Genomic DNA, 26,202 nt, shown 5'->3' with positions numbered 1-26,202 from the left:
TCATCATTACCTTTGCAGCTGCGGCTGCGTGTGGTAGCTGAGTTTTTTGGGAGGAGGTTGGAGGTTGAACCACAAGCGCCACAGCACCATTGTCATCATTCCCCATGCTGCTGGGCGGGTTTATAAAATCCACCTCTCTCCAACCCTTCTGAAGGTTGCTGCGGTCTTTGGTGTTCTGGCGGTGGTTTTGTCGCTGGTGGCGCTTTTGGGTTCCGGCAACTTCGTCCGCCAGCGCGCCCTCTACCGCTCTCTGGAAAAGGAAAACAAAGAGCTTCGCCGCACCAACCAGCGGCTGCAGGAGGCCCTGACCGAGGTCCACGCGCGGCTGGAGCAGTTCGAGCAGCGCACCAAGCAGCTGGCCATTGCTGCGGGGGTGGCCGATGCCCTGGTGGCACCCGCCCTCCCGGGCAAGACCTCGGTGGGTACCGGTGGACCGCTGGATCGGCTCACCGGCAGCCCCGAACACCTCTTGCAGCGGGAGGAGCGCCTGGAGCGGCAGCTGGGAGCGGTGGAGCAGCGGCTTTCCGAGCAGCAGCTGCTGTTGTCGCACACTCCCTCCATTGCCCCGGTGGTGGGGGTGATCACCGATGGCTTTGGGCCCCGCATTGACCCCATCACCCGCCAGGCAGCGTTTCACGACGGCCTGGACATCTCCGCTGCTTACGGCACGCCGGTGAAAGCCCCGGCCGATGGTTTGGTGGTATTTGCCGATCGGGAAACGGGCTACGGCCGGGTGGTGAAGGTCAACCACGGCTACGGCTTCGTAACCGTTTACGCGCACTTGGACCGCATCCTGGTGAAGGAAGGGCAGCGGGTCAAGCGGGGGGACGTCATTGGAAGGGTGGGCATGACCGGCCGCACCACCGGTCCCCACCTGCACTACGAGGTGTGGAAAGACGGGGAAAGGCAAAACCCCCTGCACTACATCCTCGACGCCTACTGATTTTTCCTGGAGTTGGGCCTAATGCTATCAGTGAGATCTGGGCAGAGCCTCCACGTGTCGTCTGAAAGCTACGCGGTGGTTTCCCTGGCCGGTGGGGAACTGCCCTGGCCGGAGCTGGTCTCCCAAGGTTGCTACCCGCTTGATACGCGCACCTTCCTGGCCCCCGAATCGGCCTTAACGCAACTGCCGCCGGAAGCCCGGGTGGTAAGCAGCGGTTGGCGGCGGGTGGAGGTGTCTGGCTCCCTTGCCCATGCCGGGCTTTTGGCCGCCGCCGCCTCGGCCCTGGCGGAGGTGGAAGTTCCAGTTCTGGTGTTATCCCGAGCTCAGGGCCTGTGGCTTTTTGTGCCCCACGAAAAGCTTGGCCGGGCCTTGGCGGCGCTGCGCCAGGCCCGGCTGGAGAGGTTTGCGACTCCCGCCTAGAACGCCGTGACCAAACCCAGCGAAAGGACGTTTTGATCGGCGGTTTGGTCGCGGAGGAACTCGGCCACTAGGCGGAAGTTCCGTGCCAACAGGTAATTGGCCGTGAGCGAGAGGTTTTTGACCTCCACGTTGGGAAGGTCGGAGGTCACGCGGTTGGCCAAAAGCGTAAACGCCCATCGTCCGTCCTGACCCTGGGGGAAAAAGTGCAGCTCCAAAAACCCGCCTTTGGTGGCAAGGGAAGCCCCCTGCCGGCCCACGAGGAAGGGATCGTCGTCGGTGCGGCGCAGGTAGCAGAGGGAAAGCTGCCATTTCTCCCCGAGATCCGCCACCAAATCGGGGCCCAAGTAGGTCACGGTGTCGTTAGGTCCCTGGTCGGGGCCTGATTTGCCGCGGTAGCCAAAGACCCCAACCCGCAGCGGTCCGAAGGTGCGGGCCAGGCGCAAGCTTGCCGATTTAAACCGGTTGTCGTCGAAGCGCTCGTCGGCGGGCTCAATGCCGTTGCCGTTGACGATTTGCCCTATGACCTCGATTTCGGCCGGCGCATGCCAGGTGAGCACCAAGCCCCGGTCGTAGGTGAGGTTGGTGGGGCTGTGACCGACCCTGAGCTTGAGGATGGCGTAGTCGTTGCGGGAAAGGCGGAGCTCCCGCTTAAAGAGCGGGTCGGAAACCTGAAACTGCCCCACCATCAAATCCACCGGCGCCCCAAAAACCGAACTGAACTGCACCCAGGTGTCCTCGAGCTTGATGGTTTCGCCCTTTTCCAGGATGCCGTAAGCGTAGTACGAGATGTTCTTGGAAATTTGCCCGCCGGTGAGCAGCTTCACCGACCATGGCCACTCCACATCGGTGGATCTGGGCTGCCCTTTGGAATCCACCAGAGAAGCGTACCCGTCCAGCCGCAGCGCCAGGGGGAACTCCCGGGGGAGCTGCAGCCAAGGGTCGCCCACGTCGTAAAAGGCGCGGGTGGGTTCCTGGGAGGGGTCCTCCAGGCGGAAGCCGCGGGCGGCAAACTCCTCGCCGAAGGGCTTAAGCCGCGGAAAGGGGGCATGGCAGGTGGAGCAGGAAAACTGGTACTTGCGGGCAAAGGCGGGGATGGCATGGCTTGGGGTGACGTTAACGAAATAGAGCACGGCAAAAACCAAACCAATGCGGAAAAAGCGGGCAAGCATCGGGGTTCTCCTTTCTTTTTTAAGGCAAAACCGTAAACCGCGTTTCGTGGCTGTTGATGAGGATTTCTTGACTTTCGTCAGCGGGCACCTTGAGGAACTCGGCCACCGACGAAACCAGACGCGAGTAGTAAACGGTGGCCCGCACGGTCACAGGACCCGGGGGGATGCCCTGGGGGAGCTTAAAGGTAAAGGTCTCGTTCACCGCCGCCAGCGGTGCCAAACGGTAATCGGTGCCTAGAGAAGCGGTGTTCCACTGAGCAATGGTTTGCCTGCCTTTGGGGTCAAAGTAGGGCAAGCGGAAGATGCGGTCCCCTGGGGAGAGGTGTGGATAGGTACCGTCCCGCAGGAGGCCGGGGAAGTTGGGGATGCCCTTGATGTCGCCAATATCCTGGTAAGCCAGGGCGGTGGCCGAAGCAATGGTGTACTCCTCGCCGGCAAAGCCCTTGGCGTCCACCGGCAGGTGGTACACCTTGCCCTTGCTGTCGATGGCCTCCACGTGCAGCCACAACATGCGTTCTTCCGCGGAACCCGAGGGGACCCTGTGTCCGGCTTTGGCGTTCACCACCGTGGCGGTGAGCTTCACGGTTTCCCCCGGCTCGGCTTCCCGCACCTCGGGGTGAATGCGGACCTCGATGACGCCAGCCAGCTTGCCGGGATCGTGCGCGCCGTGGAACAGGTGCTGGCGCACGTCGGGGAGCTCCTCACCCATGCGGGCCGAGCGGCCGGGAGCTTTGGGCATGTGGCAGTCCTGGCAAACGATGCCGGCCTTGCCGTGGGGCCCTTCCTTCCATTCCAGGTGCGTGGCCTTCACCCACACGTCAAAGGGGCTCTTTTCGTTGTGACAGGTGCCGCAAAACTCGGCGGAACGCAAGAACGGCGATTCCCGGGTTTCATGGTGGGGGCTCACCAACCCCGGCCGCGGCCCGTACTTCACCTTGCCGGGGGAAACGATGTAGTTGTAGTTGAAGGGCGTGTCGCCGGCAAAGCCGGTGATGGTGTGGCAGAGGTCGCAGGACACGCTTTCGTTTGCCCGGGTGTTCTCGCTGGGCCGCTTGGGGGGAATATCGCCAGCTAAAAACGAAAACGGTGCGTGGCAGCCGTTGCAGCCGGCTTTGACGCCGGCCACCTTGGGTTCCTTTTCGGCATGGGGGAGGGCCAGCTCGAAGTACTCGATCTCATCCCAGTGATGGGTGTACGCCTGCGACATCATGGCTTGCTCGTACTGGCGGGCAATGTCCACGTGGCAGGTGGCGCACGCCTGGGGGCGCTCGAACCCGTCGTAAGGGAAAGCACCCAGCGCCTCATCACCGGCCTTCACCTGCCCCTGTCCAAAGCTGGTTCCAGCTGCCAGGGTAAAGGAAAGCACGCATGTAAGCGGGATCGCTTTCATGGTTACCTCCGTATCATGGCGTTTACCCTAGCCTCGCGCGGGGTATTTGTCAAGGAGAAGTCGTATTTCATAGGACTTTTCATTCGCTTCTTCCCCAGGGAAGCTAGCTCGCCGCCCAAAGAACATCCGTCGCTCAGCTTTCGTATAGGGAGGTGTCGGTGGAGGGAGCATGAGCAGAAAGGCAAAGTGGGTCCTGGTGGGCGTTTTGGCGGTGGGGGCCACCGCGGCGGTGGTGGCCTCCCGGCGAACGGATAGCAAGCTTTCCGCGGATCCCCCGGTGCCGGTGGGCAAAGCAGAGGTAGCCGACGTGCAGGTGGAGGTGGTGGAGGTCGGCACCGTGGAGCCTGAGGTGAAGGTGGACGTGAAATCGGCTCTTTCGGGAAAGGTGGTGGCGCTGCCGGTGCGGGAAGGGGACGCGGTGAAAAAGGGCGATCTTATTGCCGCCATCGAGCCGGACGTGAACCAAGCGCAAACCCTGGCGGCGGTGCGCCGGGCTGTGGCCCAGCAGGAAATCGAGTTTGCCGATGCGGAAAAGGACTTCCTGGCCAAGGACGAGCTGTTGAAGGCGGGTCTCGTTTCCCTGGAGGTCCATCGGGCGGCGGAAACCCGCTACAAGCAAGCCAAGGAAGCGCTGGAAGCGGCGCGGGAAAAGGCCAAGATCGTGGAGTCTTCCGGCGTGCCGCTTTCCACCAATCCCCAGCAGGTGCTGCACATCCTCTCCCCCATGGACGGCGTGGTGATTCGCCGGCCGGTGGAGCTGGGGGAGGCGGTTACCGGCGCGGGGTCCTTTAACGCCGGCACCGTCATTGCCACCGTGGCCGACCTTTCCCGCATGATCGTGAAGGCCGGGGTTTCGGAGGTGGACATTGGCAAGGTGGCGGTAGGCGCTCCCGTGGAGGTAACGCTGGACGCCTTTCCCAAGGCCAAGTTCACCGGCAAGGTCTCGCGCATTGCTCCAGCAGCGCGGCTGGACCGGGACGTGAAGGTGTACGACGTGGAGGTGGTGCTGGACGCCCAGGGCAAGGAGCTGCGCACCGGCATGACCGCCAACGTCAAGATCCTGGGTGAAAAAGCAAGCGGGGTCCTCACCGTGCCGGTGGAAGCGGTGTTCCGTAAAGACGACAAGGACATCGTGTACGTGCGCAAGACCGTCACCGAAGGCAAAGCCCCCAAACCCAAGGCCACACCCAGCCCCGAGGCGTGGAAGTTCTGGTTTGAGGAAAGGGTGGTGGAAACCGGCATTGCCTCGCTTTCCCGGGTGCACGTGGTTTCCGGTCTTACCGCCGGCGAAGAAGTGGCCCTGGAGGATCCCACCCGTCCCAAGAAGAAGGAGTCCTAACCATGGCTGAGGGGAGCCCGCTCATTGAGCTTTCCGGCATCTGGAAGGTTTACAACGGCGGGGTGGAGGTGCAGGCGCTGCGCGGGGTGGATTTGCAGGTCAACCGCGGCGAGTACGTGGCCATCATGGGCCCTTCGGGGTCAGGTAAATCCACGCTCATGCACATCCTGGGTTGTCTCGACAACCCCACCCGCGGTTCCTACCGCCTGGCCGGCGAAGAGGTGGCCAACCTCCCACCCGGCCGCTTAGCGGAAATCCGCAACCGCTTTGTGGGTTTTGTCTTTCAGGCGTTTAACTTGCTGCCGCGCGCTTCCATCCTCCGCAACGTGGAGCTGCCGCTGCTTTACGGCGGGGTGCCGCGCAGCGAAAGGCGGGAGCGGGCCTTGAGCATGCTGGCCCGCATGGGGCTTGCGGACCGCGCCAAGCACTACCCTTCCCAGCTTTCGGGGGGCCAGCGTCAGCGGGCGGCCATTGCCCGGGCGCTGGTCACCAACCCGGCGGTGCTTTTGGCCGACGAACCCACCGGCAACCTGGACCAGCAAACCGGGGCGGAGGTCATGGCGCTTTTTGACGAAATCAACGCCCAGGGGCAAACCGTGATCCTGGTGACCCATGACCCGCAGGTGGCGTCCCACGCCCGTCGCTTGGTGCGGCTGGTGGACGGGCGCATTGCCGAGGACGTGCGGAGCGAGCCTTGAGGTTTCTGGAAATCGTGGCCGATGCCCTGGCTGACGTGCGGGCTTACGGGGCCCGCACCGCGCTGCAAACCGTGGGTGTGGTTTTGGGCGTGGCCTCAGTGGTCGCTACCTTGGGCCTTTCGGCGGGGCAAAGGGCCAAATCCATGGAGTTTTGGCAGGAAACCGGCGGCACCCTCAAGGTCCGCGTGTACGCCAAGCCGGTGGACGCCACCCGCCTTTCCGCCAGACAGCGGGCCAGCAAGGGGCTCACCCTGGAGGACGCGCAAGCCATTGCTGCGAAGGTTTCCGGCTTCGACCTGGTGGAAACCGCCGTGCGTCAGCGGCTTTGGGTGAGCTCACCGCTAGTCCAGCGGCGCTACACGGTCACCGGTATCACCCCAGGGTGGGCCGAGTTCAACGAGCTGCGCCTGGCCCGCGGCCGCCCCATTACCGCCGAGGATTTGCTCACCGGCGCACCGGTGTGTGTGTTGGGGGCGGAACGGGCCCGGGAGTTCTTTGGCTCCGGCGATCCCCTGGGCAAGACCCTCCGGGTGGGGGATCACTCGCTGGTGGTGGTGGGAGTTTTGGCCTTTCGGGAGTTTTACTGGAACCGCGCCGATTCCTGGAACGCCCTGTGGTGGATGAACGAGCTCATCCTTGTACCAGCCACCACCTTGACCCGCCGCTACCTGGGGGCCGGGAGCAGCCGGGTGGATGAAATTGCCTTGCGGCTTGCCTCGCCCGAGGCCCACAAAACCGCGGTCCCTGCCCTCCGCAACCTGCTCCTTGCCCGCCACGGGGTGGAGGACTTTCAAATCTTCGACCGCAAGGACCAAATTGAGCAGATGGAGCAGCAGGGCAGAATTTACGACATCACCTTTTTGGTTTGCGGGCTTATCTCGCTGTTGGTGGGCGGCATCGTGGTGGCCAACATCATGCTGGCGTCGTTTACCGAGCGCATGCGGGAAGTGGGGATCCGCAAGGCCATCGGCGCCAAGGGCAGCCACGTGCTCATCCAGTTCCTGGTGGAGACCATCATCGTCAACGGCCTGGGCGGGTTTTTGGGTTTGGTTTTAGGTGTGGCCTTTGTCCATGGCATGGCTTACCTCTTGGACCAGGTGGCGGTGCTCACCCCCACCATGATCCTGGCCGCGGTGGGGTGCGCGGTGAGCGTGGCGGTGGTTTTTGGCTTGTACCCCGCCTGGAAGGCCGCCCGCCTGGATCCAGTGGTGGCGTTGAGGTACGAATGATGCGGCTTTCCCTTTCCGAAAGCCTTCGCTCGGCTCTGGTGGAAGTGTGGGCGCATAAACTGCGCTCGGGGCTTACCCTTACCGGTGTCACCCTGGGCACCGCGGCAATGGTGGTGCTCATGACGCTCATGGCCGGGGTGCGGGAAGCGGTGTGGTCGGGGGTGCGGGGCCTGGGCTTTGACGGCGTGATGTTCGTGAGCGCCCAGCGGCCGCAGTCGCTTTTGGGGCAAAAGAAGGCGTTTCAAAGCCGGGGGTTGGCCCTGCGGGACTCCCAGGCGTTGGCCAGCGAGGGCGAGAGTCTCGCGGCGGTGGCGGCAGTACGGCTTGCCGATCGCGTGGTGCAGGCCGGAAGCGTGTCCAAGCGGGTGCAGGTGTACGCGGTCACCGCTTCCTACGCCCAGGTGCACGACCGCCAGGTGCAACGCGGCAGGTTCTTCCACCAGGGGGACGAAGAAGCTGCCCGCCGGGTGGCGGTGCTGGGGGCGGAGCTGGCCACCAGCCTCTTTGGCCATGAAAACCCGGTGGGGAAAACCGTCAAGGTGGGGGACGTGCCGTTTCAGGTGATTGGCGTGGAAGAGAGACTGGGCAACCGCTTTGCCAACTCCGGCTGGACCCGGCGGGAAATGGAGGGCATCCTCATTCCGCTTTCGGCCTTTCGCGCCTACCTATCCGGCGGGCAAGAGGTCAACCTCATCACCGTGCGCACCGACCGCAAGGACAAGTTGGCAGCGGTGAAGGCGGAAATCGAAAGGATCATCCGCCGCTCCCACAACCGCATTGACGACTTCGAGGTGGAAAACGTTGCCGACGAAATGTTGCGGGCGGAAAAGGAAATCCGCGTGATCCTACGCAACTGGACCATCGTGCTTGCTGCCATTGCCGGCATTTCCCTGCTGGTGGGTGGCGTGGGGATTTACTCGGTTTTGCGCATTTCCCTGGCGGAAAGGCTTTACGAAATTGGCCTCCGCAAGGCCATTGGCGCTTCCGATCAAGCGATCCTCACCCAGGTGCTGGCCGAGTCCACATCCCTTTCGCTTTTGGGCGCTGCCTCGGGGGTCATTTTGGGGCTTCTGGTGACCCGCATGGCTTCCAGCGCCTTCGAGGCGGGTTTGCCCCCTTCCCCCGCGGGCCTAGCCTTTGCTTTTGGTTTTGCGGTGGCTGTGGGCTTTTTCTCCGGCCTCTGGCCGGCCCGCCAGGCCTCCCGCTTAAGCCCGGTCGAAGCCATGCGGGGGTAAACTCCGCCATTCAAAAAATGCCGGAGGCTGCCCGTGGGCAAACCCCCGGCCACTTTTCCGCTTTCGCTTGCGCACTGAGCCTGCTGTTACGGTTTTTCGTTTTCTTCGCCAAGGCGCGGTGGTACACCTTCCTCCAGCAGGATCAACAACGGTTTCCCCCGAGAGTCGTAGCCCCAAGGTGCTGGCCACCGCCCCGTCTGCTGGAAGAGCTTGTGAAACACTACAGACGGGTCAGGGCGTTCCCCTCCTAGGGCCTCAACTTCCTCGCGGGTTACAAGTCTCGGGTTGGCATCGAGCTTGTAAAGCCTTTCCCTTTCCGGTATCCAGTGGACCAAGTAAAGGTAACGCTGGCCCTGGACATCCAAAAGCACGCAAGGGTTAATCACGTCGCAGTAGTCGCCCGGAAGCACAATGGCAACGTAGCCAACCGCGCGCGCATCCAACCCAAACTTTCGCTTCACCCGCCCCTCGTGTTCACGAAAGTCTTGGGGCCAGAGCTTGAGGCGATCCTCCAGGGTTGTCCTGTTGCCCTTTTGCCCAAGAAACCCAAGCTCCTTGGGAAAGTAAGCGTAGCCCGCGACTTCGCCGGTCTCATCTAGCCGGATGGAGGCCAGAAAGTTTTCCGGGGCGAAGCGCGCTTGCGTTGGCGCGGCTTGCCGGTAAAGCCTCACCAGGTAAAGCTTGTCTTGGCAAATCGTCCCGCGCCAGTTGATGACAGGGATGATTTCCACATCGAAGGCGTCTGTAATAAGCGCCGAGAAAATCTCCCGGTCCTCCGCGCGCACGTCGCTTTCTTTCTTGGCAAAAGGATAAAACCACTTGAACCACGAGTACCGAACATCTACCCGAAAATCCTCTTCGGTTTTGGGGAAAGGTTTGGGAAGGTAATGCTTATCACCCTTTCTTGCTTTCAGGATAGCTGCTTTTTTTGCCGCCCACTCTTTCGCCATCGGCGGCGGGCAATAGTCAGGCTGTTGCCCGAAGGCGGAAACGGCAACCAAACAAGTCCAAAACACGTAAGCTTTCATGGCAACCCTCCTAAAGGTTTTCAAAGGGCGGCTCGAAGCCCTCGCCGTCCCACAACTCCACATAACCGCGGTACTCCTCCCACAGGCTTTGGGCCACGGGCAGCTGCACGCCCTTGGGAACAATTTGCACAAGTGCCCAGTCTTCTTGGTTGAACCAATTTCTGCTTAGCCACTCGTGCGCGGGTAAGGGCTGCGGTCCGGACGCAGGATCGTGGTAAAGAACCGAGTTCCACCACAGTTTGAGACCCGACTCCACGGCGCTGCCCCCTACCAGCACACCCACATGGTTTAAGGGTGCTTGCGGGAGCACGGGCCGGTGGGGGGAGTACCAGACAACGCTGGCAATTTGTTCCGTGACCGCTAGCTCAAGCTGAAGGGGATCGCCGGCACCGTAATAGGAAACGCTTGCTCCACTGAAGCACGTGAGTCGGTTGACCCCGTCGGCAATTTGGGGCCACCACGCACCGCCGGCCGGCGAGCCCCCGATCAGCCCTAGGATCTCTAATTGACCTTGCAGAGGCTGCTGACAGTACCCCTGAAGCATCTGAATGGCAGCAGCGGCACAGCAGAGGTCGCATGCTTGACGAAAAAACGGGACGGACAGGTAGTACTCCTTCTGGATAGGGTCGCCGCCCACCCGAATTTCGCAAGTGAAGGCGGGAGCCACCAAAAGCCCAAGCACCAGCACGAACCTTGTCCAAGCGCGCATTTTACCCTCCTTGCCTCAAGGTGCGACTGTGAGAGGATTTTGCTGTGCGGGTTCGGTTTGGATTGGGGCCGGGGTTTGGGGGTAGGGGGCGCGTCTTACGGGCGGAGCCTGCGGCGGTGCTGTACGTTCGGGATGGGCAGGGGTCTTACGAGGCAGCCGGAAGACAAACGGCGGTGGATGATCTGGTAACGGTTTTGGAGAGGGAACTCACCAGTGGGTCGCACGTGGCCCTGGGTTTTTTGGCTTACGAGTTTGCGCCGTACCTGGACCCGCTGGTGGCCGTTTGCCAAGAGCCTGCCCCGCTGCCGCTGGCCTGGTGGGCGTTGGTGGATTTGCAGGATGTTGAAGAAAACCAACCGCAGTCTTTTGCCCCCGGAGACTCGCTACATTGCTCTTTGAGTTCGCAGGAGTTTTGCCAGGGGGTGGAGGCGATCCGGGACGCCATTGGCGCGGGGGAGGTGTACCAGGTCAACCTCACCCGCCGCTGGGAGGTTGAGTTTTCGGGCGATCCCGCCGGTCTTTTCCAGCAGCTCGCCGGTGAGCTCCCACCGCGTTTTTCCTTTTTCCTCCAGGACCAGGAGCAGGGTTGGGCGCTTTTGGGTCTTTCCCCTGAGCTTTTCCTCAAACGCCAGGGGCAGGTGGTGGAAAGCTGGCCAATTAAGGGCACCTGGTGGGGGGAGCAACCAGCCAGGGCAGGAGAAAAAGAGCAAGCGGAGCTGGCCATGATCGTGGATCTGGTGCGCCACGACCTGGGGCGGGTGTGTGAGCCCGGGAGCGTGCAGGTGGTTGCGCCGTGGCGGCCGGTGCAAACCCGGGACGTGGTGCACCGGGAAGCAGTGGTGCGCGGCGAGCTGCGGGAAGGCACAAGCCTTCGGGACTTGCTGCAGACTACCTTCCCCGGGGGCAGCGTCACCGGCGCGCCGAAGCTGGCGGCCTGCCAGCGTATTGCTGAGCTGGAGCCGGTGCCTCGTAGCGTGTATTGTGGCGCCTTTGGGGTTTTTCAAGCGAGCGGTGACTTTACCTTGGCCATGCCCATCCGCACCGGGTATGTGGCGGGCGGAAGGCTTTACTTCCATGCCGGGGCCGGCATCGTTTGGGATTCCGAGCCCCAGCGGGAAGAGCAGGAAACCCGGGAAAAGGTGCGAAGCTGGTTTCAAGCGCTGGGGGTGGAGAGTTGAGCTTTCTGCTGGTAGGACGCCGCATGTGGGCAGAAACTCGGGGCATCGCACGGTTTCGCCCGCAGGAGGTGTACCAGGGCCTGGGGCTTTACGAGACCGTGGGCTGCCAGGACGGCCAGCCGCTCTTGTGGCAGGCGCATGCTGCGCGTTTTTCCCGCTCGGCCCAGGAGCTGTTTGCCAGTTCCCCAGAGTTGGCCGATGAGGGCGCGGTCCGGCGCTTGCTTTTGGCGTGCGGTTTGGCTTCCGGCCCGGCGGCGCTGCGGGTGGTGTGGTTTTACCCGCGGCGCGCAGCGGTGGTCTGGGCCACGCGCTTTTCCGTGCCACGAACGCTGCGGGAACGCGGCGCGCACCTGACCACCGCTTTGCTCCCGGCTCACCCTTTGACCCCCCACAAGACCACCAGCGTGGGGCCCGCCCAGGTTTTGCACCGTCAGGCGCTCGCCGCAGGTTTTGACGGGGTTTTGTTTTACGCTCACGAGCGGGTGGTGCGGGAAACCGCCACCGCCAACATCTTTGCGGTTTTTGACGGTGAGGTGCTCACCCCTCCCGCCCCGCCCCTGGCCCTCCCCGGCGTGCTGCGCGGCTACTGCATGGCGTTCCTGCGGGAGCGGGGATGGCCGGTGCGGGAAGCTCGCTTTCACCTGGATGAGCTTTTGGCCTGCGGGGGCGCGTTTCTCACGTCGTCCCTTTCCGGGGTTGTGCCGGTACGCGCCATTAATGGCCAGCCTTTGCCCTTTCCTGCTGAGCTTTTCAAGGTTTTCCAAGGGGGAAACCTGCCGGTGCCGGGCAATCGCTAGCTCGCGTTAGCGCTGCTTTTTCCGCAGCAGCAAAACTCTCTCCACGCCGCGGAGGTCGTACACCACATCCTGTGGCTCCAGCTGGGGAGGGAGCGCCGAGATCAGGACAGAGGCTTGCCCTTCCCCCAGCTCCAGGGCGGCAAAGCCGCGGGCCTCCAGAAGGCGGGGCAAATCCTGGATCAAAGACCGCACCAGAGTAAGCCCGTTCTCTCCCGCAAAAAGCGCCCGGGGATCCTCAAAGGCAAGCTCCGGCGGCAAGCGGTGGCGCATGGCCTCGGGAAGGTAGGGGAGGTTGGCCACCACCAGGTCAAAGGGGCCCCGCCAGGCGCTGGCCAAATGGGCGAGGGCCAATCCAATGGTGACCTGGTGTTTGTCCGCGTTTTTGCGGGCAAGGTGCAGGGCTTGCCAGGAAACGTCGCTGGCCACCACCGTGGCCTTGGGGAGCTCGCATTTCAAGCTCACCGCCAGCACCCCGGAGCCGGTGCCCACATCCAGGACCCTGGGGTGGGGGGGAAGCGGCAGGCGCAACACCGCGCTGAGCAAAAGCTCGGTTTCCGGCCGGGGGATGAGGACCCCAGGGGCCACCGCAAACTCCCGGCCAAAAAAGGGGCAAAAGCCCACGATGAGGTGAAACGGCTCGCCCTTTCCCCGCCGCGCCACCATTTCCCGAAAGCGGATGACGAGCGCTTCGGGGACCTGGTGCTCGGGGTGGGCCAGCACGAAGGCCTCGTCCTTGCCTAAAAGCCAGGCCAAAAAGGCCCGGGCTTCCCGTTCGGGGAAGAGCATCCCCTCCCGGGGTTTGAGCAGCGCTCGAGCTTCGGCCAAAAGCTCAGCGATGGTCACGACAAGCCCAAAAAAGGCCCACGCGGGTGGCAATCAGCGCCAGTATCAAGCTGGAAAGCAAGCTCACCTGGGCGGAAAAGCCAAAGAGCACAAAAACCGCCAGCGTAAAAAGCCCCGCCGCTGCTGCCCAGAGCCCCAGCGTGGGCAAGGCGGAAACCTCGGGTCGTTGCGGTTGGGAGCGGGCCAGGAGCACGGCAAAGACAGCCCAAAACAGGCCGGCCCACCACCCCAACCCCACCCCGTGGGCGATGCGCACGGTTACCTGTGCAGCCGGGGAAAGGGGCGGCGTCACCCAGGGGAGCGGCGGCACCATGAGCGCAGCCACCGCGCCTACCACGCAGCCGGCGGCGGCGGCCCCCAAGACGAACTTTCCTTCCTGCAAGATGCGGAGGTTTTTCCAGGGTTTCATGCCGAAGCGGCAAGCTCTTCCTTCAAGCGCTCGGCCTGGAAGTGGGCGATGAGCGGGTCGAGGATGAGGTCCAGCTCCCCGTCCAAAACCTCCTGCAGACGGTACACGGTGAGGCCAATGCGGTGGTCGGTGACCCGGGACTGGGGGAAGTTGTAGGTGCGGATCTTTTCCGAGCGGTCCCCGGTGCCCACCTGCGAGCGCCGCTGTGCTGCCAAAGCTTCCTGCTGCTCCCGCTGTTTGATTTCCAGAAGCCGGGATTTCAAGATGCGCATGGCCTTGGCGCGGTTTTGAATTTGCGAGCGCTCATCCTGGCAGGAAACGGCAATGCCGGTGGGGAGGTGGGTGATGCGCACCGCCGAATACGTGGTATTCACCGATTGACCGCCATGGCCCGACGAGCAAAAGGTGTCAATGCGCAGCTCCTTGGGGTCAATTTGGATTTCCACGTCCTCGGCTTCCGGGAGCACCGCCACCGTGGCTGCTGAGGTGTGGATGCGGCCAGAAGCCTCGGTGACCGGCACCCTTTGCACCCGGTGGACGCCGGACTCGTACTTCAAGCGGGAGTAGGCGCCCCGTCCCTCGATGAGCACCACCGCTTCTTTCACCCCGCCCAGGTCGGCCTCGGAAAGCTCGGTAATGGTTGCCTTCCAGCCCTTGGCCTCCGCGTACCGCAAATACATGCGCAAAAGCTCGCCGGCAAAAAGCGCAGCTTCCTGTCCGCCGGTGCCGGCGCGAACCTCAAGGATGACGTTGCGGCTGTCGTGGGGATCGGCGGGGAGGAGCATGAGCTTGAGCTCGGCTTCCGCTTGCTCCAGCGCCTCGTTCACCTGGGAAAGCTCCTCCTCGGCCAGCGCCAGAAGCTCGGGGTCCTTTTCCTCGGCCAGCATGGCCCTGGCTTGCGCTTGCCTTTCCCGCAAGCTGCGGTAGGCGCGGATGGACTCCACCACCGGCGCCAGCTCCGCCACCTTGCGGGAAAGCTCGGCCAGGCGCTCGGGGTTGGCCAAAACCTCGGGGGAAGCCTGCTCTTCTTGCAGGCCCTGGAAGGTCCTTTCGATTTCCTCAAGCTTGGGGAGAAGGTCGTTCATGGGTAAAAACACCACGAGCGCCAGGGTCACACCGCCGCCCTGACGCTCGAGCTTTCCGTCCCGTTACTGCTTCTTGCCGTAACGGCGCTGGAAGCGCTCCACCATACCGGCGGAGTCCACGAACTTCTGCTTGCCGGTGAACAGCGGGTGGCACGCCGAGCAAATTTCCAGCCGCAGCTCCTTTTTGGTGGAGCGGGTTTTCCAGGTGTTCCCGCACGCGCAGTGCACCTCCACCTCGTAGTACGGTGGATGAATTCCCTCTTTCATAACACCTCCCGGCCCACCTCGCGGTGGGATGGTGAGTGTAGCAGCCTCGCGCCAAGGATGCAAACGCGCAACTTGGCGTTCTGGCCTTGGCTCGGAACGGCGGCTGCCGCTGGGTTACACTGGCCCGTGCGCTTTGAAAAGCCTTTGGTGGAAGGCGTCCTCCTGCGAAGGTACCAGCGGTTTTTGGCCGACGTGCGGCTGAACGACGGCCAGGAGGTGGTGGTCCATGTCCCCAACTCCGGCAGGCTCACCGGCGTTTTTCACCCGGGCCGCCGCTGCTGGCTTTTGCCCACGGTTTCGGGGAAGCTGCGGTTTCGCCTGGAGATTGTGGAGGTGGGAAGCACGCTGGTTGGGGTCAACACCCTGCGGGCCATGCGCTTGGCGGAGGAAGCGCTGACCTCCAACCTGCTTTTGCTTCCCGGTCTTAACCGGCCGTTTTCCGTACGGCGAGAGGTGGTCCCCGCCCCTGGGAGCCGGCTGGACCTGCAGCTGGTGGACCGACGCGGTGTTTTCTGGGTGGAGGTCAAAAACATCACCATGGTGGAGGGCGGCGAGGCGCTGTTTCCCGATGCGGTGACGGCCCGCGGGGCCAAGCACCTGCGGCTTTTGGCAGAGCTGGCGGCAGGTGGGGAGCGCACGGCGGTGGTGTACGTGGTGCAGCGAACCGACAGCCTGCGGGTGCGGGCGGCAGCGGAGGTGGATCCCCATTACGCCCGGGCTGCCTGGGAGGCGGCGCAAGCCGGCGTGGTGTTTGCAGCGGTGGAGGTGGCGGCAAGCCTCGAGGAGCTCAGGCCCGCGCGGCCGCTACCGGTGGTGTTGCAGCCTGCGGGCTAGCGGACGGCAGCCGCTTCCGTGAGCTGGCGGATGGCGTCCTCCACTTCCGCCACCACGTAATCGGGGGTGGAAGCACCGGCGGTGATGCCCACGCAGCGAACGTTGTCAAACCATTCGGGGCGCAAGTTTTCCGCACCTTGGATGAGGTAGGTGGGTTTAAAGCGCTGGCAAATCTCAAAAAGATGCCGGGTGTTGGCGGAGTTTTTGCCGCCAATGACCAAAACCAGGTCCACCTCCGGATCCTGGGCCAGCTTGCGGGCGGCGTCCTGGTTTTCCTTGGTGGCGTAGCAAATGGTGTCGGCCCGGTGGGTGTTGGGGTTTTGGCTTTCGATGTACCGCACCACCTCTTCGAAGTCTTCGGCGTTGAGGGTGGTCTGGTACAGGATCTTGATAGCCGGAAACTGGCGCCAGTCCACGGCCCGGGCTTCCTCCAGGCTTTGAATCACGTGGTAGCAGGCGGGGTCCAGGTCGTGGGTGTAACCAATGACCTCCCGGTGGCGACGTTCCCCGATAAAAACCAAATGCATGCCGGCTTCCAGGGCGCGCTTGGCTTCTTTATGGATGTCGTACACGAACTTGCAGGTGGTGTCCAGGATTTCCAGGCCCAGCTCCCGGGCCTTTTGATGGAAGGAAGGCGGCACTCCGTGGGCGGAAAACACAATGACCGGCTCGGTGGCCTCCTCCATACGCTGCACGGTGCGAACGCCCAGCTTTTCGAGGTCCGCGACCACCCGCTCGTTGTGGACCACTTGACCGAGGATGGCGGCTTTTCCGCCGCTTTGGGCAAACCGGCGCACTTTGATGTCGGCCACCCTTACCCCGGAGCAAAACCCGTACTTTTCCGCGCGCTTGATCTTCACACCCATACCGCCTCGGCTAACAGTTTGGCGTCAAAAAAGCTTCCGGGCCCCAGCCGGCCAGCCGCTTTTGGTAGGCTTCGAAGGAAGCCCGGACGTCGTCCATGTGGTCTCCACCAAACTTGGCGAGGAACGCCCGCGCCAACACAAAGGCCACCACGTTTTCCAGGATCACACCTAAAGCGGGAACTGCGGTCACGTCCGAACGCTCGTAAGCGGCCGGTCTTGCTTCCAGCGTGGCCAAATCCACGGAAGGCAGGGGCTCCCGGAGGGTGGAAATGGGCTTCATGGCCGCCCGCAGCACGATGTCCTCGCCGTTGGTGACTCCCCCCTCCAGACCACCGGCGTGGTTGGAGCTGCGGCGCAGGCCCCGGGTGCCGGGCACGATGGGGTCGTGGGCTTTGGAACCCGGCCCCAACGCCACCTCCCAACCCGCTCCGATCACCACCGATTTCACCGCTTGCACCGCCATGACGGCTTGCGCCAGCTGTCCGTCCAAGCGCTCGTCCCACTGGGTGTAGGAGCCCAAGCCCGGGGGAACGCCCCGGGCCACCACCCCAACGATGCCGCCCAGGGTGTCGCCCTGGTGTTTGACGGCTTCCACGTAAGCCACAAGCTCCGCCTCTTTTTCCGGAAAGGGCGTGCGCAGGGGGGAGTGGTCGTCCACCTGGGCCAAAAGCTCAAAGGAAGGGGGCCCTGGGTGCAGCACCTTTTCCCCAAGGGCCAACACCCCCGAGCGAACCTCCACCCCGAAGTTGGCCAAGAACTGCTTACACACCGCCCCTGCGGCCACCCGCGCCGCGGTTTCCCGCGCCGAGGCCCGCTCCAGGACGTTGCGGAGGTCCTCCCGGTGGTTGAACTTCCAGGCACCGGCAAGATCGGCGTGCCCCGGCCGCGGGGCAGTGACCTGCCGACGCGCGGCTTGCGCCGGGTCGGTTTCCCAAGGGTCCATGATCTTCGCCCAGTTTTCAAAGTCCCGGTTGCGGATGGCGAGCACCAACGGCGAGCCCAGGGTGACTCCGTTGCGGAGGCCGGCCCGCACCTCCACCTGGTCCTTTTCGATTTTTTGGCGACCTCCACGGCCAAAACCGTGCTGGCGGCGGGCCAGCTCCCGGTCAATGGCTTCCCGGGAAAGGCGCAAGCCCGAAGGCAAACCGGAAAGCACCGCCAAAAGCTCAGGGCCGTGGGACTCCCCGGCGGTGATAAGGGAAAGCATTAGCTCTTGCCTCCGCCCCCGGCTTCGAAAGTTACCGGCAAGGTCAGCGTTTGTTCCCCTCGCTGGACGGTAAACGGCACGGTTTCGCCGGGAAGGTGGTCGCCCAGGGCGTACATGTAGTCGTAAATGTTGTGCACCACCCGCTCGCCCACCTTGATCACCACGTCCCCCGCTTGCAGGCCGGCCTTTTCCGCCGCCGATCCGCCACGCACCCCGGACACCTTAACCCCTCGCCCTTCCCAACCGTACTCGGGGATAAGTCCGGTGCGCACCTTGAAGCTGCGGCGGGGACCTTCTTCCTGCGCCACTTTTTGATAAGTGGGCCGCTCGGGGAGGTTGGCCACCGCCCGGACGGTGTCGGTGGCAAACTGCACCACCCTGGCAAAGCCCGGGTAGTTGAGCTTTTCCGCGTCGTCGCTGGGCCTGTGGTAGTCCTCGTGGGCACCGGTGAAGAAGAACAGCACGGGAATGCCGGCGCTGTAAAAGCTGGAGTGGTCGGAAGCGCCGTAGCCACCGGCGGAAGTGGTGAGCTTGAGGTGGTGGTTGCGGTTGAGCTTGGGGATGAGCTCCGCCCATTCCTTGGCGGTGCCGTAGCCGCCCACGGTAAGGGCTGGACCTTTCTTTGGTCTTCCCACCATATCCAGGTTCACCATGGCCACCACCCAATCCTTGGGCAGGGGGAAGTGCTGGAGCAGGTACGAGGAGCCCAAAAGCCCCAGCTCCTCAGCGCCAAAGGACACAAACAGCACCGAGCGCCTGGGCGGATGAGCGGCCAGCTGGCGGGCAATTTCCAAAAGCGCTGCCACACCGGAGGCGTTGTCATCGGCGCCGTTGTGCACAGCGCGCACGTCGGGTGCTAGGGAGTTGCTTCCCGGGCCACCAAAGCCCAGGTGGTCGTAATGGGCTCCCACCACCACCAGCTCGTGGCCCACCACGGGGTCGGTGCCCGGCAGCATAGCTAAAACGTTGGCCGTTTGCCGCCGCTCTGGCTGAAGGTCGGCTTTGATGCGGGCGGTCACCGGAAGCGGCCGGGAAGCCGGCTCGCGGCGGGAGTCCATGCGCTCCTGCAACTCCCGCAGGGTAAAACCCTGGCCGGCAAACAAGCGCTCGGCCAGAGGCGTGGCAATGGCCATCACCGGCACCCCGGCATCGGCAAAGGAGTAATCAAAGGGCACCTTCACCGGCTCCCCGGACTCCTTGGAGGCGGGACCGGTGGCGATGAGCACCGCAGCCGCACCTTTGGCCACCGCGTCGGAAACCTTACGGCGCAGCGGCAGGTAAGGCGCAAAGGGGGAGGAAGGGTCGTCTCCCGCGGGGGAAAAGCGCAACAAAAGCGCCACCTTGCCCTTCACGTCCACGCCTTGGTAGTCGTCGTAGCCGGCCTCCGGCGCGGAAATCCCGTAGCCCACGAACACCACTTCGCCTTCCGCTTCCCCGGATGCGGAAAAGGGCACAGGGGCAAACTCCTGGGGTTGGGCTTGTAGCGTCACGGCCCCGGAAAAGCTCAAGGCGTTTGCAGGCCCCGGGGTGACGTTGGCCACAAAGGTAAAAGGCTGGAAAAAGCTGCCCTCCTCCCCGGCTGGAGAAAGCCCTAGAGCGGCAAAGCGCTGGGCAATGTAGGAGGCGGCCACCTGCGCCCCCACGCTTCCCGCCCGCCGCCCCTCTAGCCCGGAGGAAGCCAGGAAGTACACATCCCTCCGGAGGCTGGGGAGATCCGCAGCAACCGCAAGGCCTGCGGCCAAAAGAAGCGCAAGAAACGGAAGCTTTTTCATGCACCCTCCACGGGGAGTTTAATCCACCAGCATCGCCGGCGAGAACGGGGTATCCAAAGCCGCTCGGCAGGCGATTGTGGTTGTGCTGAGCCTGCAACGCTGTTTCGCAAACCCCAGGCCTGTGGTAGCCTTTTTAAAAAAGGAGGACCATATGCGGCTGGTTCGTTTTGTCCTGGCTTTATTGCTCACCCAAAGCCTTGTGGCTTACGGGGAAACCCGTAAAGAAGTGCCCCTAAAATTGGGCTCCTGGATGACGCTGGAGGCCTCCGAGCCGCCGGTGACCCTGCACCGTTGGCTCTTGGACAAGCACCCAGGCCCGGTGCCCAACAGGGACTGGTACTTTGACCCCAGCTACCACCAGCTTTTGTTTTTCCAGGTGGAGTTTTCCAACCCCACCGGTCACGATTACAACCTCCACTATCTGGTGGAGCTTCTGGACGGCAAAAACGAGGTCATTGACGGGTTTCGCGGGGTGTTGGAGCTGGACGACGGCAAGGTCCACCAGCTGGTAAACGCGGTGTTCCCCACCTCCCAGTTTGGCCTCCGCCACGCCCGCAAGGTCCGCGTGCGCTTCACCGTCACCCCGGATTGATGGGCGCGGCGTGAGGCGATAGTTGCGCCCGTTTGCAACGAGTTAAGAAAGCTGGCAGTAGCCGTGCTGGCTACTTGTTGAAAAAAGCTCGGGAGCTGCGCACCGCATAAGTGACTTGGCACGTGAAAACGTGGTCCTTGCATCGGGGGTGGGGAGGGCTTAGGATGATGGGTGATGCGGATCACTTCCCTTGCGGGCCTGCTTTTGGCCACCGCGCTGTCGGCTGAAGAGCTTTTCGTGCCGGTGGCGGTGCAAAAGCAGGGGCAGGAAGGGGCGTGGTGGAACACCGAGGTTTGGGTGGTGAACACCACCGGTTCTGTGGCCCACTGGGGCGTGGTGTTCCTGCCAGCAGGCCAGGGCAACGCCGAGCTTTTGCGGCAGGAGCCGGAGCGCATCGAGGAGCTTGCGGGTTTTGCTTCCGCGGTGTACACGGATTTGGTACCGCAGGGAGAGCTGGGGGCGTTGCGCTTTGTGGTTTCCCCGGGGGTGGTGGTGGCGGCCCGCATTTACAACGCTTCCGGGCGGGTTTCCTCAGGGCAGGTGATCCCGGCGCTGTCGCGGCAGGAGGCGGTGCGCCGCGGGGAGGTGGTGCACCTCACCGGTTTGCGGCGAAGCGCCCAGTTCCGCACCAACGTGCTGCTGTTTTGCCCGGGTCCGGAAGGGGCTACCGTGCGGCTGCGGGTGGTGGGGGAGCGGGGTGAGGTTTACGGTGAGCAAACCTACGGCCTGGCCCCGGGGGGGCTTTTGCCGTTGGACGACGTGCTGTTGAGCTTTGGCGTGCAAAGGGCGGAAGCGGCCCGCATTGAAGCCAGCGGCAGCGCGCCGTTTTTCCTGTTAGCTTCGGTGGTGGACAGCCGTTCCGGTGCGGCTTCCCTCCATTGGCCACAGAGGCCTGCCGGGTCCCGCTAGCGGTCATCGAGAAATCCAAGCGACAGCCACAAAACCGGCTTACGCCGGCTTGGTTTCCCTGCGGATAAACACCAGGGTGCGGTCGTCGCCGGGGGTGGGGCTTTGGGAGTACGTGGAAAGCTCCTGCTCTACCTGCTCCCAGAGGTCTTCCAGAGGCAGGGTTCGGTAGGACCGGAGAAGCTCGGAAAACCGCTCCAGCCCAAACTCTTCGCCGTGGGCGTCGGTGGTTTCCGTGACCCCGTCGCTGTAAAGCACCAGCGTGTCCCCGGGCTGGAGGGCCACCTGCTCCTGGCTGTACTGTTGATCGGCAAACATCCCCAGGGGTGGGCCGGTGGACGTTAAGGCTTTGACCTCCCCTGGCGCGGTCACCAGCACCGCCGGGCAGTGGCCGGCGTTGCAATAGGTCACCACCCCGGAAGCAGCGTCCAGCTGCGCCAAAAAAGCAGTGGCAAACTTGCTGGCATCGGTGCGGGCGTAAAAAAGCTGCGATACCCGGTTGCACACTTCGGAGGGCGGGAGGTTGAGGTGCAAGGGGCCGGCGAAGAGGGCTTCCAGGGAGGCCGCCAGCAGCGCGGCGCCAATGCCTTTGCCCGACACGTCAGCCACCAGCGCTGTACAGCCGTTGTCCGAGCTTAAAAGCTGGTAAAAGTCCCCGGAAACCACCCGGGAAGGCACGTTTCCCCCCAGGATGGCGTAGCCGGGAAGCTAGGGGATTTCCTCCCGGAACAGCCCCACCTGAATGCGCCGGGCCAGCGCCAGCTCTTGCTCCAGGCGTTTCTTTTCCGCAGCCTCCAGGGCCAGACGCAGGTTGCGCAGGCGCATGGCTGCCACCGAAGCCAGGGGCACCACAAACTCCAAGTCCTCCTGGGTGAAGCTGCGCACCGCCAGGCGGGAGGCGCACACTAAAAGCCCCAGAGCCACGTCCTCGGTGAGCAGGGGAACGGCCAGAATACTGCGCACCCCCACTGCACGCAAGCTCATGGCCTGCTGGAAGCGGGCGTCGGTGAAGGCATCCACCACCAGCGCTGCGGCTTTTTTGTCCACCACCTCCCTTACCAGCGAGCGGGAAAGCAAAAGCTTGTCGTAGCAGTCCTTTTGGCAGCGGCTGGCGGCGCACGCAAAGGAGCCGTCCTCCCCTTTGAGGAAAATGGCGGCCTGGTCGGGGTGGAGTTGGTCGAAAATCTGGTCCAAAACCAGCGTCAAAAGCCCCTCTTCCGTGACCTGCGAGGCCAGGGCCTCATGCACCTTGGCCAAAAGCGACAGCCTTTCGGCGTACCGGTGCAGCGTCTCCTTGGAAGCTTCAGCGGTGACCGGCAAGGCGTCCACGCCGCTGTCCTTGAGCACTTTGGCTACAGGCTTTAGAAGCGTGGTTTCGCCTATTTCCCGGTCGGAAACCTCCGCCGGCGCGCCGCACTCCAGCACCTGGATGCGCACCTGACCCAGCTGCAGGGCGTCGCCCATCCGGAGGGCTTGGGGCCCTGTGAGACGGTGACCGTTAACGAAGGTGCCGTTGCGGGAGCCCAAATCCTGGACGGTCCAGCCGTGGGGCCCCGGTTCAAAGAGGGCGTGGCGGCGGGAAAGCGAAAGGTCTTTGAGGGAAAGCGTGACGTCCTCCGCCCGCCCCACGGTGACCGGGCCGGTGAGGAACGCACGCTCAGCGGTGGAACCGTCGGGAAGGGTGATGGCGAGCCTAAGCATGACCGGCCAAATGCGGGAAGCCCGGGTGGATGCTCACGGGGTGCGCTCCACCTCCCCAGCCATGGGCACAAAGCGAACGGGAATCACGTCCTTTTCGCTGTACCCCTCGGCTTCACGGGTAATGACCTTGAGCTGCTGGTAAAAGGAGCCCACGGGGATCACCAGCCGCCCCCCCACCGCCAGCTGCTGGAGCAACGGCTGCGGGATCTTTTCCGGAGCGGCGGTGACGATAATTCCGGCAAAAGGCGCTTCCTCCGGCCAGCCCCGGTACCCGTCCCCCACCCGCACCTGCACGTTGGCGTAACCCAGGCGCTTGAGCCTTTCCGCCGCCTGCGCAGCCAGGGTGGGGCGAATTTCGATGGTAAACACCTGGCAGCCCATGGCGGCAAGCACCGCCGCTTGGTAGCCGGAGCCGGTGCCCACTTCCAGCACCTTGTCTCCCGGTTTGACCTGCAGCAGCTCGGTCATGAGCCCCACGATGTAGGGCTGCGAGATGGTTTGCCCTTCGCCAATGGGCAGCGGGTGATCCTCGTAGGCCTGGTCGCGGAACTCCTCGGGAACGAAGAGGTGGCGGGGCACCTCCCGGAGGGCCGAAAGCACACGCTCGTCCTTCACCCCGCGGGCGGCAATTTGCGTTTGCACCATGGCCGCCCGCACCGCCGCCCATCGGGCATCGTCCTGGGGCTTCTTGCCGTCGTTGCCGCAGCTGCCAAAGATGCCCAAAAGCGCCAAAGGCCAAATCACCCACATCCTCGTCACGGCCCACCTCTGGCCACGAAAACGTCGGCCCCACCCACCACCGTGCGCAGCAGGCGGGCCGAAAGCACCGCATCCTCCTCCAAGGCCCGATCAAAAATCGTGAGGTCCGCGAAAAACCCGGGGGCAATTTGCCCCCGCTTTTCTTCCTCAAAAGCCGCGTAAGCCGCCCACTCGGTGAAGCCGGCAATGGCTTCCGCCGGCGAGAGCCGCTCTTCCGGGTTCCAACCTTCCTCGGGCTGGTTTTGCGGGGTTTTGCGGGTCATGGCCGCCCAGAGCCCCAAGCGGGGATCGGGGTTTTCCACGGGAACGTCGGAGCCCAAACACAGGCGAGCCCCTGCCGAAAGCAGGGAACGCCAGCGGTAGGCCCAGAGGATGCGTTCGGGTCCCAGGCGGGAGGGAGCCCAGGGCATGTCCGAGGTGCAGTGGGTGGGCTGCACCGAAGCAATGACCCCCAGCTGGGCAAAGCGTGGGACGTCCTCCGGCCGCACGATTTGAGCGTGTTCGATTCTGGGGCGCAGGGAGGCGGTTTTAGCGGCCAAAACCTCCTGGTACACGTTCAAAACCTGGTGCACCGCTTCATCACCAATGGCGTGGATGCAGGGCTGAAAACCGGCCGCCGCAATGCGCGCCACGATCTCCTTGAGCTTGGCCACCGGCGTCACCGCCAGGCCCACGTGCCCCGGGGCGTCGCTATAGGGTTGGGAAAGCCACGCCCCGCGGGAGCCCAAAGCCCCGTCGGCGTAAAGCTTCACCGCCCGAACGGTGAGCATGCCCCTTTCGTCCCGCTGGATGCCCCTGGCAAACTCCTGGGCGAGAAGCTCCGGGTTGCTGCCGTCCAGCATGACGTACACGCGGATGGGAAGCTTCCCGCTCTGGGCGAGCTTCCGTAAGGAGGCAAGCTCGCTGCTTCCGGTTCCGGCGTCGTGGAAGGCGGTAAAACCTAAAGCGGCGAGCTTCTCTGCGGCCTTGAGCTGCCGGCGGGCGAGGTCTTCCGGGCTGGGCGCGGGGAGGATCCTTTCCACCAGATCGGTGGCGGCATCCACCAGCACGCCGGTGGGTTGGCCTTTTTCATCCCGAAGGATTTGCCCCCCTGGCGGGTCCGGGGTGGCGGCGCTGATACCGGCCAGCTCCAGGGCTTTCTGGTTCACCAGGATGGCGTGGCCGTCCACCCTCCGGGCCAGCACCGGATGCTCAGGCAGCGCCTGGGAAAGCTCCCGGTGGTGGGGGAAGCTCTTTTCCGGCCAGAGGTTCTGGTCCCAACCCCGGGCCAGGACCCAGCTCCCCCGGGGAAGGTCAGCGGCTTTTGCCGAAAGGCGCCGCACCACCTCCTGAAAGCTCGGGCTGCCCGTGAGATCCACGGTTTCCAGGGCCAAGCCAAAGCCGGTGAGGTGGCCGTGGCTTTCGGTAAAACCCGGGTACACGTGGGCTCCGGCGAGGTTGACCACCTCCTTGGCCTTCTTTTGCCAGGACCGGGCCTGGCTTGGCGGCACCAGGGCCACGATCTTGCCGTCCTTGACGGCTATCTCCACGCGCCGGGCCCCTTCGGGAAGGTGCACGGTGCCACCTACCAGCAAACGGTCCACCGGAGGGGGACTTCCGCAGGCAGTTGTTAAAAGCAGCATAAACACCCAAAAACCAGCTCGCACCTCTTCACTGTACCCCTTGCTCCACGCCCTTGCAAACCCCTAAGCTTTGCAGCGGAGGTGCCCATGAGCCAAGCCCGAGGCTTAACCCGCAGAGAAGCGTTGGCAGCCATTCCGGCGCTGGCAGCGGCGCAGGCGGTCAAACCTGTAGCTTCTCCGCAGCCGCTACCGGTGGCGGTGGCTTCCAGCAACGGCTTGCAGGCGGTGGCGGAAGCCGTCAAGCGCATGGAGCAGGGTCTTCCCCCGGTGGAAGCGGCGGTGGCCGGGGTGAGCCTGGTGGAGGCCGATCCCAACGACGTGACCGTGGGTTATGGCGGCCTGCCCAACGAAGAAGGGGTGGTGCAGTTGGACGCCGCGGTGATGGACGGCACCACCATGCGCGCCGGTGCGGTGGCGGCGCTGGAGGGCATCAAGCATCCCTCCCAGGTGGCGCTTACGGTCATGCGCCGCACCACGCGGGTGCTGCTGGTGGGGGAAGGGGCCAAGAAGTTTGCCTTGGCGCACGGTTTTAAAGAGGAAAAGCTCCTCACCGAAAGGGCCCGCAAGATTTGGCTTTACTGGAAGGAAAACGCCGCGCCCGGCGATGATTGGCTTCCCGACCCCAAGGAGCTGGAGGACCCCGACCTTCGCTGGTTCGTGGAAAAGTTTGGGGATGCCTACTTCCGTCCCCAGGGCACCATTCACCTTTCGGCGGTGGATGGGCAAGGGCGGGTGGGGTGCTGCACCACCACCTCAGGCTTGTTTTTCAAGCTCCCCGGCCGGGTGGGGGACTCACCGCTCGTGGGCTGTGGGCTTTACTGCGACGGGGAGCTGGGTTCCGCCGGTGCCACCGGGCATGGGGAGTCCAACATCATCGTGGTGGGCGCCCACACGGTGGTGGAGTTCATGCGGCAGGGGAAAAGCCCGGAAGAGGCCTGTCTGGCCACCCTGCAGCGGGTGGTGCGCAACACCCGGGAGGCCTACCTCAAGGATGCCCAGGGAAGGCCCAAGAACAACCTCACGCTTTACGCCGTGAACCTGCGGGGTGAGGTGGGAGGGGCAAGCATTTGGTCTGGCGCGCAGTTTGCGGTGTGCCGGGCCGGTCAAGCCCCGGAACTGCGCCCCTGTGCTTACCTTTTTGAGCGGCCGCGGCGGACGACTTAGGTAGCCTCAGGGCCCTTGCAAATTCTTTGACGGTTCGCCA

General features: G+C 63.8%; 27 protein-coding genes. 12 read left to right on the top strand and 15 right to left on the bottom strand.

Translation table 11 applies throughout. The features are described from left to right. Positions 1-64 precede the first annotated feature (64 nt). Together EG19_RS02640 and EG19_RS02635 are read left to right on the top strand one after the other, a co-directional pair. Positions 65-943: a M23 family metallopeptidase gene (locus EG19_RS02640; RefSeq protein WP_053334795.1), complete on the top strand. Its 879-nt coding sequence runs from the start codon at positions 65-67 to the stop codon at positions 941-943. Positions 944-997: 54 nt separating this feature from the next. Beyond that, the gene (locus tag EG19_RS02635; RefSeq protein WP_038047152.1) at positions 998-1,363 is read left to right on the top strand and encodes an ACT domain-containing protein; all 366 of its coding nucleotides are present in this window, start codon (positions 998-1,000) and stop codon (positions 1,361-1,363) included. On the opposite strand, the gene EG19_RS02630 is transcribed toward EG19_RS02635, so the two are convergent. Beyond that, positions 1,360-2,532, bottom strand: coding sequence for a hypothetical protein (locus EG19_RS02630; RefSeq protein ID WP_038047151.1), 1,173 nt, complete (start codon positions 2,530-2,532; stop codon positions 1,360-1,362). The two genes, EG19_RS02635 and EG19_RS02630, sit on opposite strands and share 4 nt — an antisense overlap. A 19-nt stretch (positions 2,533-2,551) precedes the next feature. Further along, on the bottom strand, positions 2,552-3,922 hold the full coding sequence (locus EG19_RS02625; RefSeq protein ID WP_038047149.1) for a NapC/NirT family cytochrome c: 1,371 nt from the start codon (positions 3,920-3,922) through the stop codon (positions 2,552-2,554). A gap of 169 nt (positions 3,923-4,091) precedes the next feature. Here EG19_RS02625 and EG19_RS02620 point away from each other — a divergent pair, with 169 nt between their 5' ends. From EG19_RS02620 to EG19_RS02610, 4 genes are read left to right on the top strand one after another with little or no spacing between them, the layout of a single operon-like run. After that, on the top strand, positions 4,092-5,261 hold the full coding sequence (locus EG19_RS02620; RefSeq protein WP_038047148.1) for an efflux RND transporter periplasmic adaptor subunit: 1,170 nt from the start codon (positions 4,092-4,094) through the stop codon (positions 5,259-5,261). A 2-nt stretch (positions 5,262-5,263) separates the two neighbouring features. After that, on the top strand, positions 5,264-5,959 hold the full coding sequence (locus EG19_RS02615; protein WP_038047146.1) for an ABC transporter ATP-binding protein: 696 nt from the start codon (positions 5,264-5,266) through the stop codon (positions 5,957-5,959). Further along, positions 5,956-7,188 (top strand): ABC transporter permease, encoded by a 1,233-nt coding sequence (locus tag EG19_RS12240; RefSeq protein ID WP_053334794.1) that lies wholly within the window; start codon positions 5,956-5,958, stop codon positions 7,186-7,188. The genes EG19_RS02615 and EG19_RS12240 overlap by 4 nt, the downstream gene beginning before the upstream one ends. Continuing rightward, positions 7,185-8,423 carry an ABC transporter permease gene (locus tag EG19_RS02610; RefSeq protein WP_053334793.1) on the top strand — a complete coding sequence of 413 codons (1,239 nt, stop codon included), beginning with the start codon at positions 7,185-7,187 and terminating at the stop codon, positions 8,421-8,423. Before EG19_RS12240 ends, EG19_RS02610 begins: the two co-directional genes overlap by 4 nt. Positions 8,424-8,509: 86 nt before the next feature. Here the strand turns inward: EG19_RS02610 and EG19_RS02605 are convergent, their stop codons facing one another. Then, positions 8,510-9,208: a hypothetical protein gene (locus EG19_RS02605; RefSeq protein ID WP_152543865.1), complete on the bottom strand. Its 699-nt coding sequence runs from the start codon at positions 9,206-9,208 to the stop codon at positions 8,510-8,512. A gap of 253 nt (positions 9,209-9,461) precedes the next feature. After that, a complete protein-coding gene (locus EG19_RS02600; RefSeq protein WP_038047140.1) occupies positions 9,462-10,160 on the bottom strand; it encodes a hypothetical protein in 699 nt (232 codons plus the stop codon). A gap of 116 nt (positions 10,161-10,276) precedes the next feature. On the opposite strand from EG19_RS02600, the gene EG19_RS02595 reads away from it, so the two are divergent. Continuing rightward, positions 10,277-11,338, top strand: a complete 1,062-nt coding sequence (locus tag EG19_RS02595) for an anthranilate synthase component I family protein (RefSeq protein WP_152543864.1) — start codon at positions 10,277-10,279, stop codon at positions 11,336-11,338. A 23-nt stretch (positions 11,339-11,361) separates the two neighbouring features. Beyond that, positions 11,362-12,135 (top strand): aminotransferase class IV, encoded by a 774-nt coding sequence (locus tag EG19_RS02590; RefSeq protein WP_152543863.1) that lies wholly within the window; start codon positions 11,362-11,364, stop codon positions 12,133-12,135. A 6-nt stretch (positions 12,136-12,141) separates the two neighbouring features. Here EG19_RS02590 and prmC read toward each other — a convergent pair whose 3' ends face one another. From prmC to rpmE, 4 genes are all read right to left on the bottom strand, one after another. Beyond that, complete coding sequence (gene prmC / locus EG19_RS02585; protein WP_053334791.1) at positions 12,142-12,978, bottom strand: peptide chain release factor N(5)-glutamine methyltransferase; 837 nt, start codon at positions 12,976-12,978, stop codon at positions 12,142-12,144. After that, the gene (locus tag EG19_RS02580; RefSeq protein WP_038047135.1) at positions 12,965-13,387 is read right to left on the bottom strand and encodes a hypothetical protein; all 423 of its coding nucleotides are present in this window, start codon (positions 13,385-13,387) and stop codon (positions 12,965-12,967) included. The genes prmC and EG19_RS02580 overlap by 14 nt, the downstream gene beginning before the upstream one ends. Then, positions 13,384-14,472 carry a peptide chain release factor 1 gene (prfA, locus tag EG19_RS02575; protein ID WP_038047299.1) on the bottom strand — a complete coding sequence of 363 codons (1,089 nt, stop codon included), beginning with the start codon at positions 14,470-14,472 and terminating at the stop codon, positions 13,384-13,386. Before prfA ends, EG19_RS02580 begins: the two co-directional genes overlap by 4 nt. 63 nt (positions 14,473-14,535) lie before the next feature. Further along, on the bottom strand, positions 14,536-14,739 hold the full coding sequence (rpmE, locus tag EG19_RS02570) for a 50S ribosomal protein L31 (protein WP_038047133.1): 204 nt from the start codon (positions 14,737-14,739) through the stop codon (positions 14,536-14,538). 126 nt (positions 14,740-14,865) lie between these two features. On the opposite strand from rpmE, the gene sfsA reads away from it, so the two are divergent. Continuing rightward, entirely contained in the window at positions 14,866-15,573 is a 708-nt protein-coding gene (sfsA, locus tag EG19_RS02565; protein ID WP_038047297.1) for a DNA/RNA nuclease SfsA, read from the top strand. On the opposite strand, the gene ispH is transcribed toward sfsA, so the two are convergent. The 3 genes from ispH to EG19_RS02550 are packed head-to-tail and all read right to left on the bottom strand — an operon-like array spanning position 15,570 to position 19,418. Continuing rightward, positions 15,570-16,433, bottom strand: a complete 864-nt coding sequence (gene ispH / locus EG19_RS02560) for a 4-hydroxy-3-methylbut-2-enyl diphosphate reductase (RefSeq protein ID WP_038047295.1) — start codon at positions 16,431-16,433, stop codon at positions 15,570-15,572. The two genes, sfsA and ispH, sit on opposite strands and share 4 nt — an antisense overlap. 16 nt (positions 16,434-16,449) lie before the next feature. Continuing rightward, entirely contained in the window at positions 16,450-17,646 is a 1,197-nt protein-coding gene (aroC, locus tag EG19_RS02555) for a chorismate synthase (RefSeq protein WP_038047130.1), read from the bottom strand. Continuing rightward, entirely contained in the window at positions 17,646-19,418 is a 1,773-nt protein-coding gene (locus EG19_RS02550; RefSeq protein ID WP_053334788.1) for a M20/M25/M40 family metallo-hydrolase, read from the bottom strand. The genes aroC and EG19_RS02550 overlap by 1 nt, the downstream gene beginning before the upstream one ends. A 151-nt stretch (positions 19,419-19,569) precedes the next feature. Here EG19_RS02550 and EG19_RS02545 point away from each other — a divergent pair, with 151 nt between their 5' ends. Together EG19_RS02545 and EG19_RS02540 are read left to right on the top strand one after the other, a co-directional pair. Continuing rightward, positions 19,570-20,010, top strand: a complete 441-nt coding sequence (locus EG19_RS02545) for a hypothetical protein (protein ID WP_152543862.1) — start codon at positions 19,570-19,572, stop codon at positions 20,008-20,010. A gap of 174 nt (positions 20,011-20,184) precedes the next feature. Next, positions 20,185-20,919 (top strand): hypothetical protein, encoded by a 735-nt coding sequence (locus EG19_RS02540; protein ID WP_038047125.1) that lies wholly within the window; start codon positions 20,185-20,187, stop codon positions 20,917-20,919. Positions 20,920-20,958: 39 nt separating this feature from the next. Here EG19_RS02540 and EG19_RS02535 read toward each other — a convergent pair whose 3' ends face one another. From EG19_RS02535 to EG19_RS02520, 4 genes are read right to left on the bottom strand one after another with little or no spacing between them, the layout of a single operon-like run. After that, positions 20,959-21,594, bottom strand: coding sequence for a PP2C family protein-serine/threonine phosphatase (locus EG19_RS02535; protein ID WP_038047122.1), 636 nt, complete (start codon positions 21,592-21,594; stop codon positions 20,959-20,961). A 30-nt stretch (positions 21,595-21,624) separates the two neighbouring features. After that, positions 21,625-22,617, bottom strand: a complete 993-nt coding sequence (locus tag EG19_RS02530; RefSeq protein WP_038047119.1) for an FHA domain-containing protein — start codon at positions 22,615-22,617, stop codon at positions 21,625-21,627. A gap of 33 nt (positions 22,618-22,650) precedes the next feature. Continuing rightward, positions 22,651-23,367, bottom strand: coding sequence for a protein-L-isoaspartate(D-aspartate) O-methyltransferase (locus EG19_RS02525; protein WP_038047116.1), 717 nt, complete (start codon positions 23,365-23,367; stop codon positions 22,651-22,653). Between the two features lie 5 nt (positions 23,368-23,372). After that, positions 23,373-25,022, bottom strand: a complete 1,650-nt coding sequence (locus tag EG19_RS02520) for an amidohydrolase (RefSeq protein WP_081799856.1) — start codon at positions 25,020-25,022, stop codon at positions 23,373-23,375. A gap of 63 nt (positions 25,023-25,085) precedes the next feature. Between EG19_RS02520 and EG19_RS02515 the strand changes: the two genes are divergently transcribed. Next, positions 25,086-26,162, top strand: a complete 1,077-nt coding sequence (locus EG19_RS02515) for a N(4)-(beta-N-acetylglucosaminyl)-L-asparaginase (protein WP_038047111.1) — start codon at positions 25,086-25,088, stop codon at positions 26,160-26,162. Positions 26,163-26,202 lie beyond the last annotated feature (40 nt).

The sequence above is a fragment of the Thermoanaerobaculum aquaticum genome, from assembly GCF_000687145.1.
Lineage (GTDB): Bacteria > Acidobacteriota > Thermoanaerobaculia > Thermoanaerobaculales > Thermoanaerobaculaceae > Thermoanaerobaculum > Thermoanaerobaculum aquaticum.
This window is presented reverse-complemented; position numbering and strand designations above follow the sequence as displayed.

Excerpts from the sequence above, each read along its gene's own strand:
- EG19_RS02620 (WP_038047148.1), top strand. The coding sequence starts at position 4,092 with ATGAGCAGAAAGGCAAAGTGGGTCCTGGTGGGCGTTTTGGCGGTGGGG.
- EG19_RS02515 (WP_038047111.1), top strand. The coding sequence starts at position 25,086 with ATGAGCCAAGCCCGAGGCTTAACCCGCAGAGAAGCGTTGGCAGCCATT.
- EG19_RS02540 (WP_038047125.1), top strand. The coding sequence starts at position 20,185 with ATGCGGATCACTTCCCTTGCGGGCCTGCTTTTGGCCACCGCGCTGTCG.
- aroC (WP_038047130.1), bottom strand. The coding sequence starts at position 17,646 with ATGCTTTCCCTTATCACCGCCGGGGAGTCCCACGGCCCTGAGCTTTTG.
- EG19_RS02610 (WP_053334793.1), top strand. The coding sequence starts at position 7,185 with ATGATGCGGCTTTCCCTTTCCGAAAGCCTTCGCTCGGCTCTGGTGGAA.
- EG19_RS02625 (WP_038047149.1), bottom strand. The coding sequence starts at position 3,922 with ATGAAAGCGATCCCGCTTACATGCGTGCTTTCCTTTACCCTGGCAGCT.
- EG19_RS02545 (WP_152543862.1), top strand. The coding sequence starts at position 19,570 with ATGCGGCTGGTTCGTTTTGTCCTGGCTTTATTGCTCACCCAAAGCCTT.
- rpmE (WP_038047133.1), bottom strand. The coding sequence starts at position 14,739 with ATGAAAGAGGGAATTCATCCACCGTACTACGAGGTGGAGGTGCACTGC.
- EG19_RS02615 (WP_038047146.1), top strand. The coding sequence starts at position 5,264 with ATGGCTGAGGGGAGCCCGCTCATTGAGCTTTCCGGCATCTGGAAGGTT.
- EG19_RS02600 (WP_038047140.1), bottom strand. The coding sequence starts at position 10,160 with ATGCGCGCTTGGACAAGGTTCGTGCTGGTGCTTGGGCTTTTGGTGGCT.
- EG19_RS02530 (WP_038047119.1), bottom strand. The coding sequence starts at position 22,617 with ATGCTTAGGCTCGCCATCACCCTTCCCGACGGTTCCACCGCTGAGCGT.
- EG19_RS02580 (WP_038047135.1), bottom strand. The coding sequence starts at position 13,387 with ATGAAACCCTGGAAAAACCTCCGCATCTTGCAGGAAGGAAAGTTCGTC.
- EG19_RS02550 (WP_053334788.1), bottom strand. The coding sequence starts at position 19,418 with ATGAAAAAGCTTCCGTTTCTTGCGCTTCTTTTGGCCGCAGGCCTTGCG.
- EG19_RS02630 (WP_038047151.1), bottom strand. The coding sequence starts at position 2,532 with ATGCTTGCCCGCTTTTTCCGCATTGGTTTGGTTTTTGCCGTGCTCTAT.
- prfA (WP_038047299.1), bottom strand. The coding sequence starts at position 14,472 with ATGAACGACCTTCTCCCCAAGCTTGAGGAAATCGAAAGGACCTTCCAG.
- EG19_RS02590 (WP_152543863.1), top strand. The coding sequence starts at position 11,362 with ATGTGGGCAGAAACTCGGGGCATCGCACGGTTTCGCCCGCAGGAGGTG.
- EG19_RS02525 (WP_038047116.1), bottom strand. The coding sequence starts at position 23,367 with ATGTGGGTGATTTGGCCTTTGGCGCTTTTGGGCATCTTTGGCAGCTGC.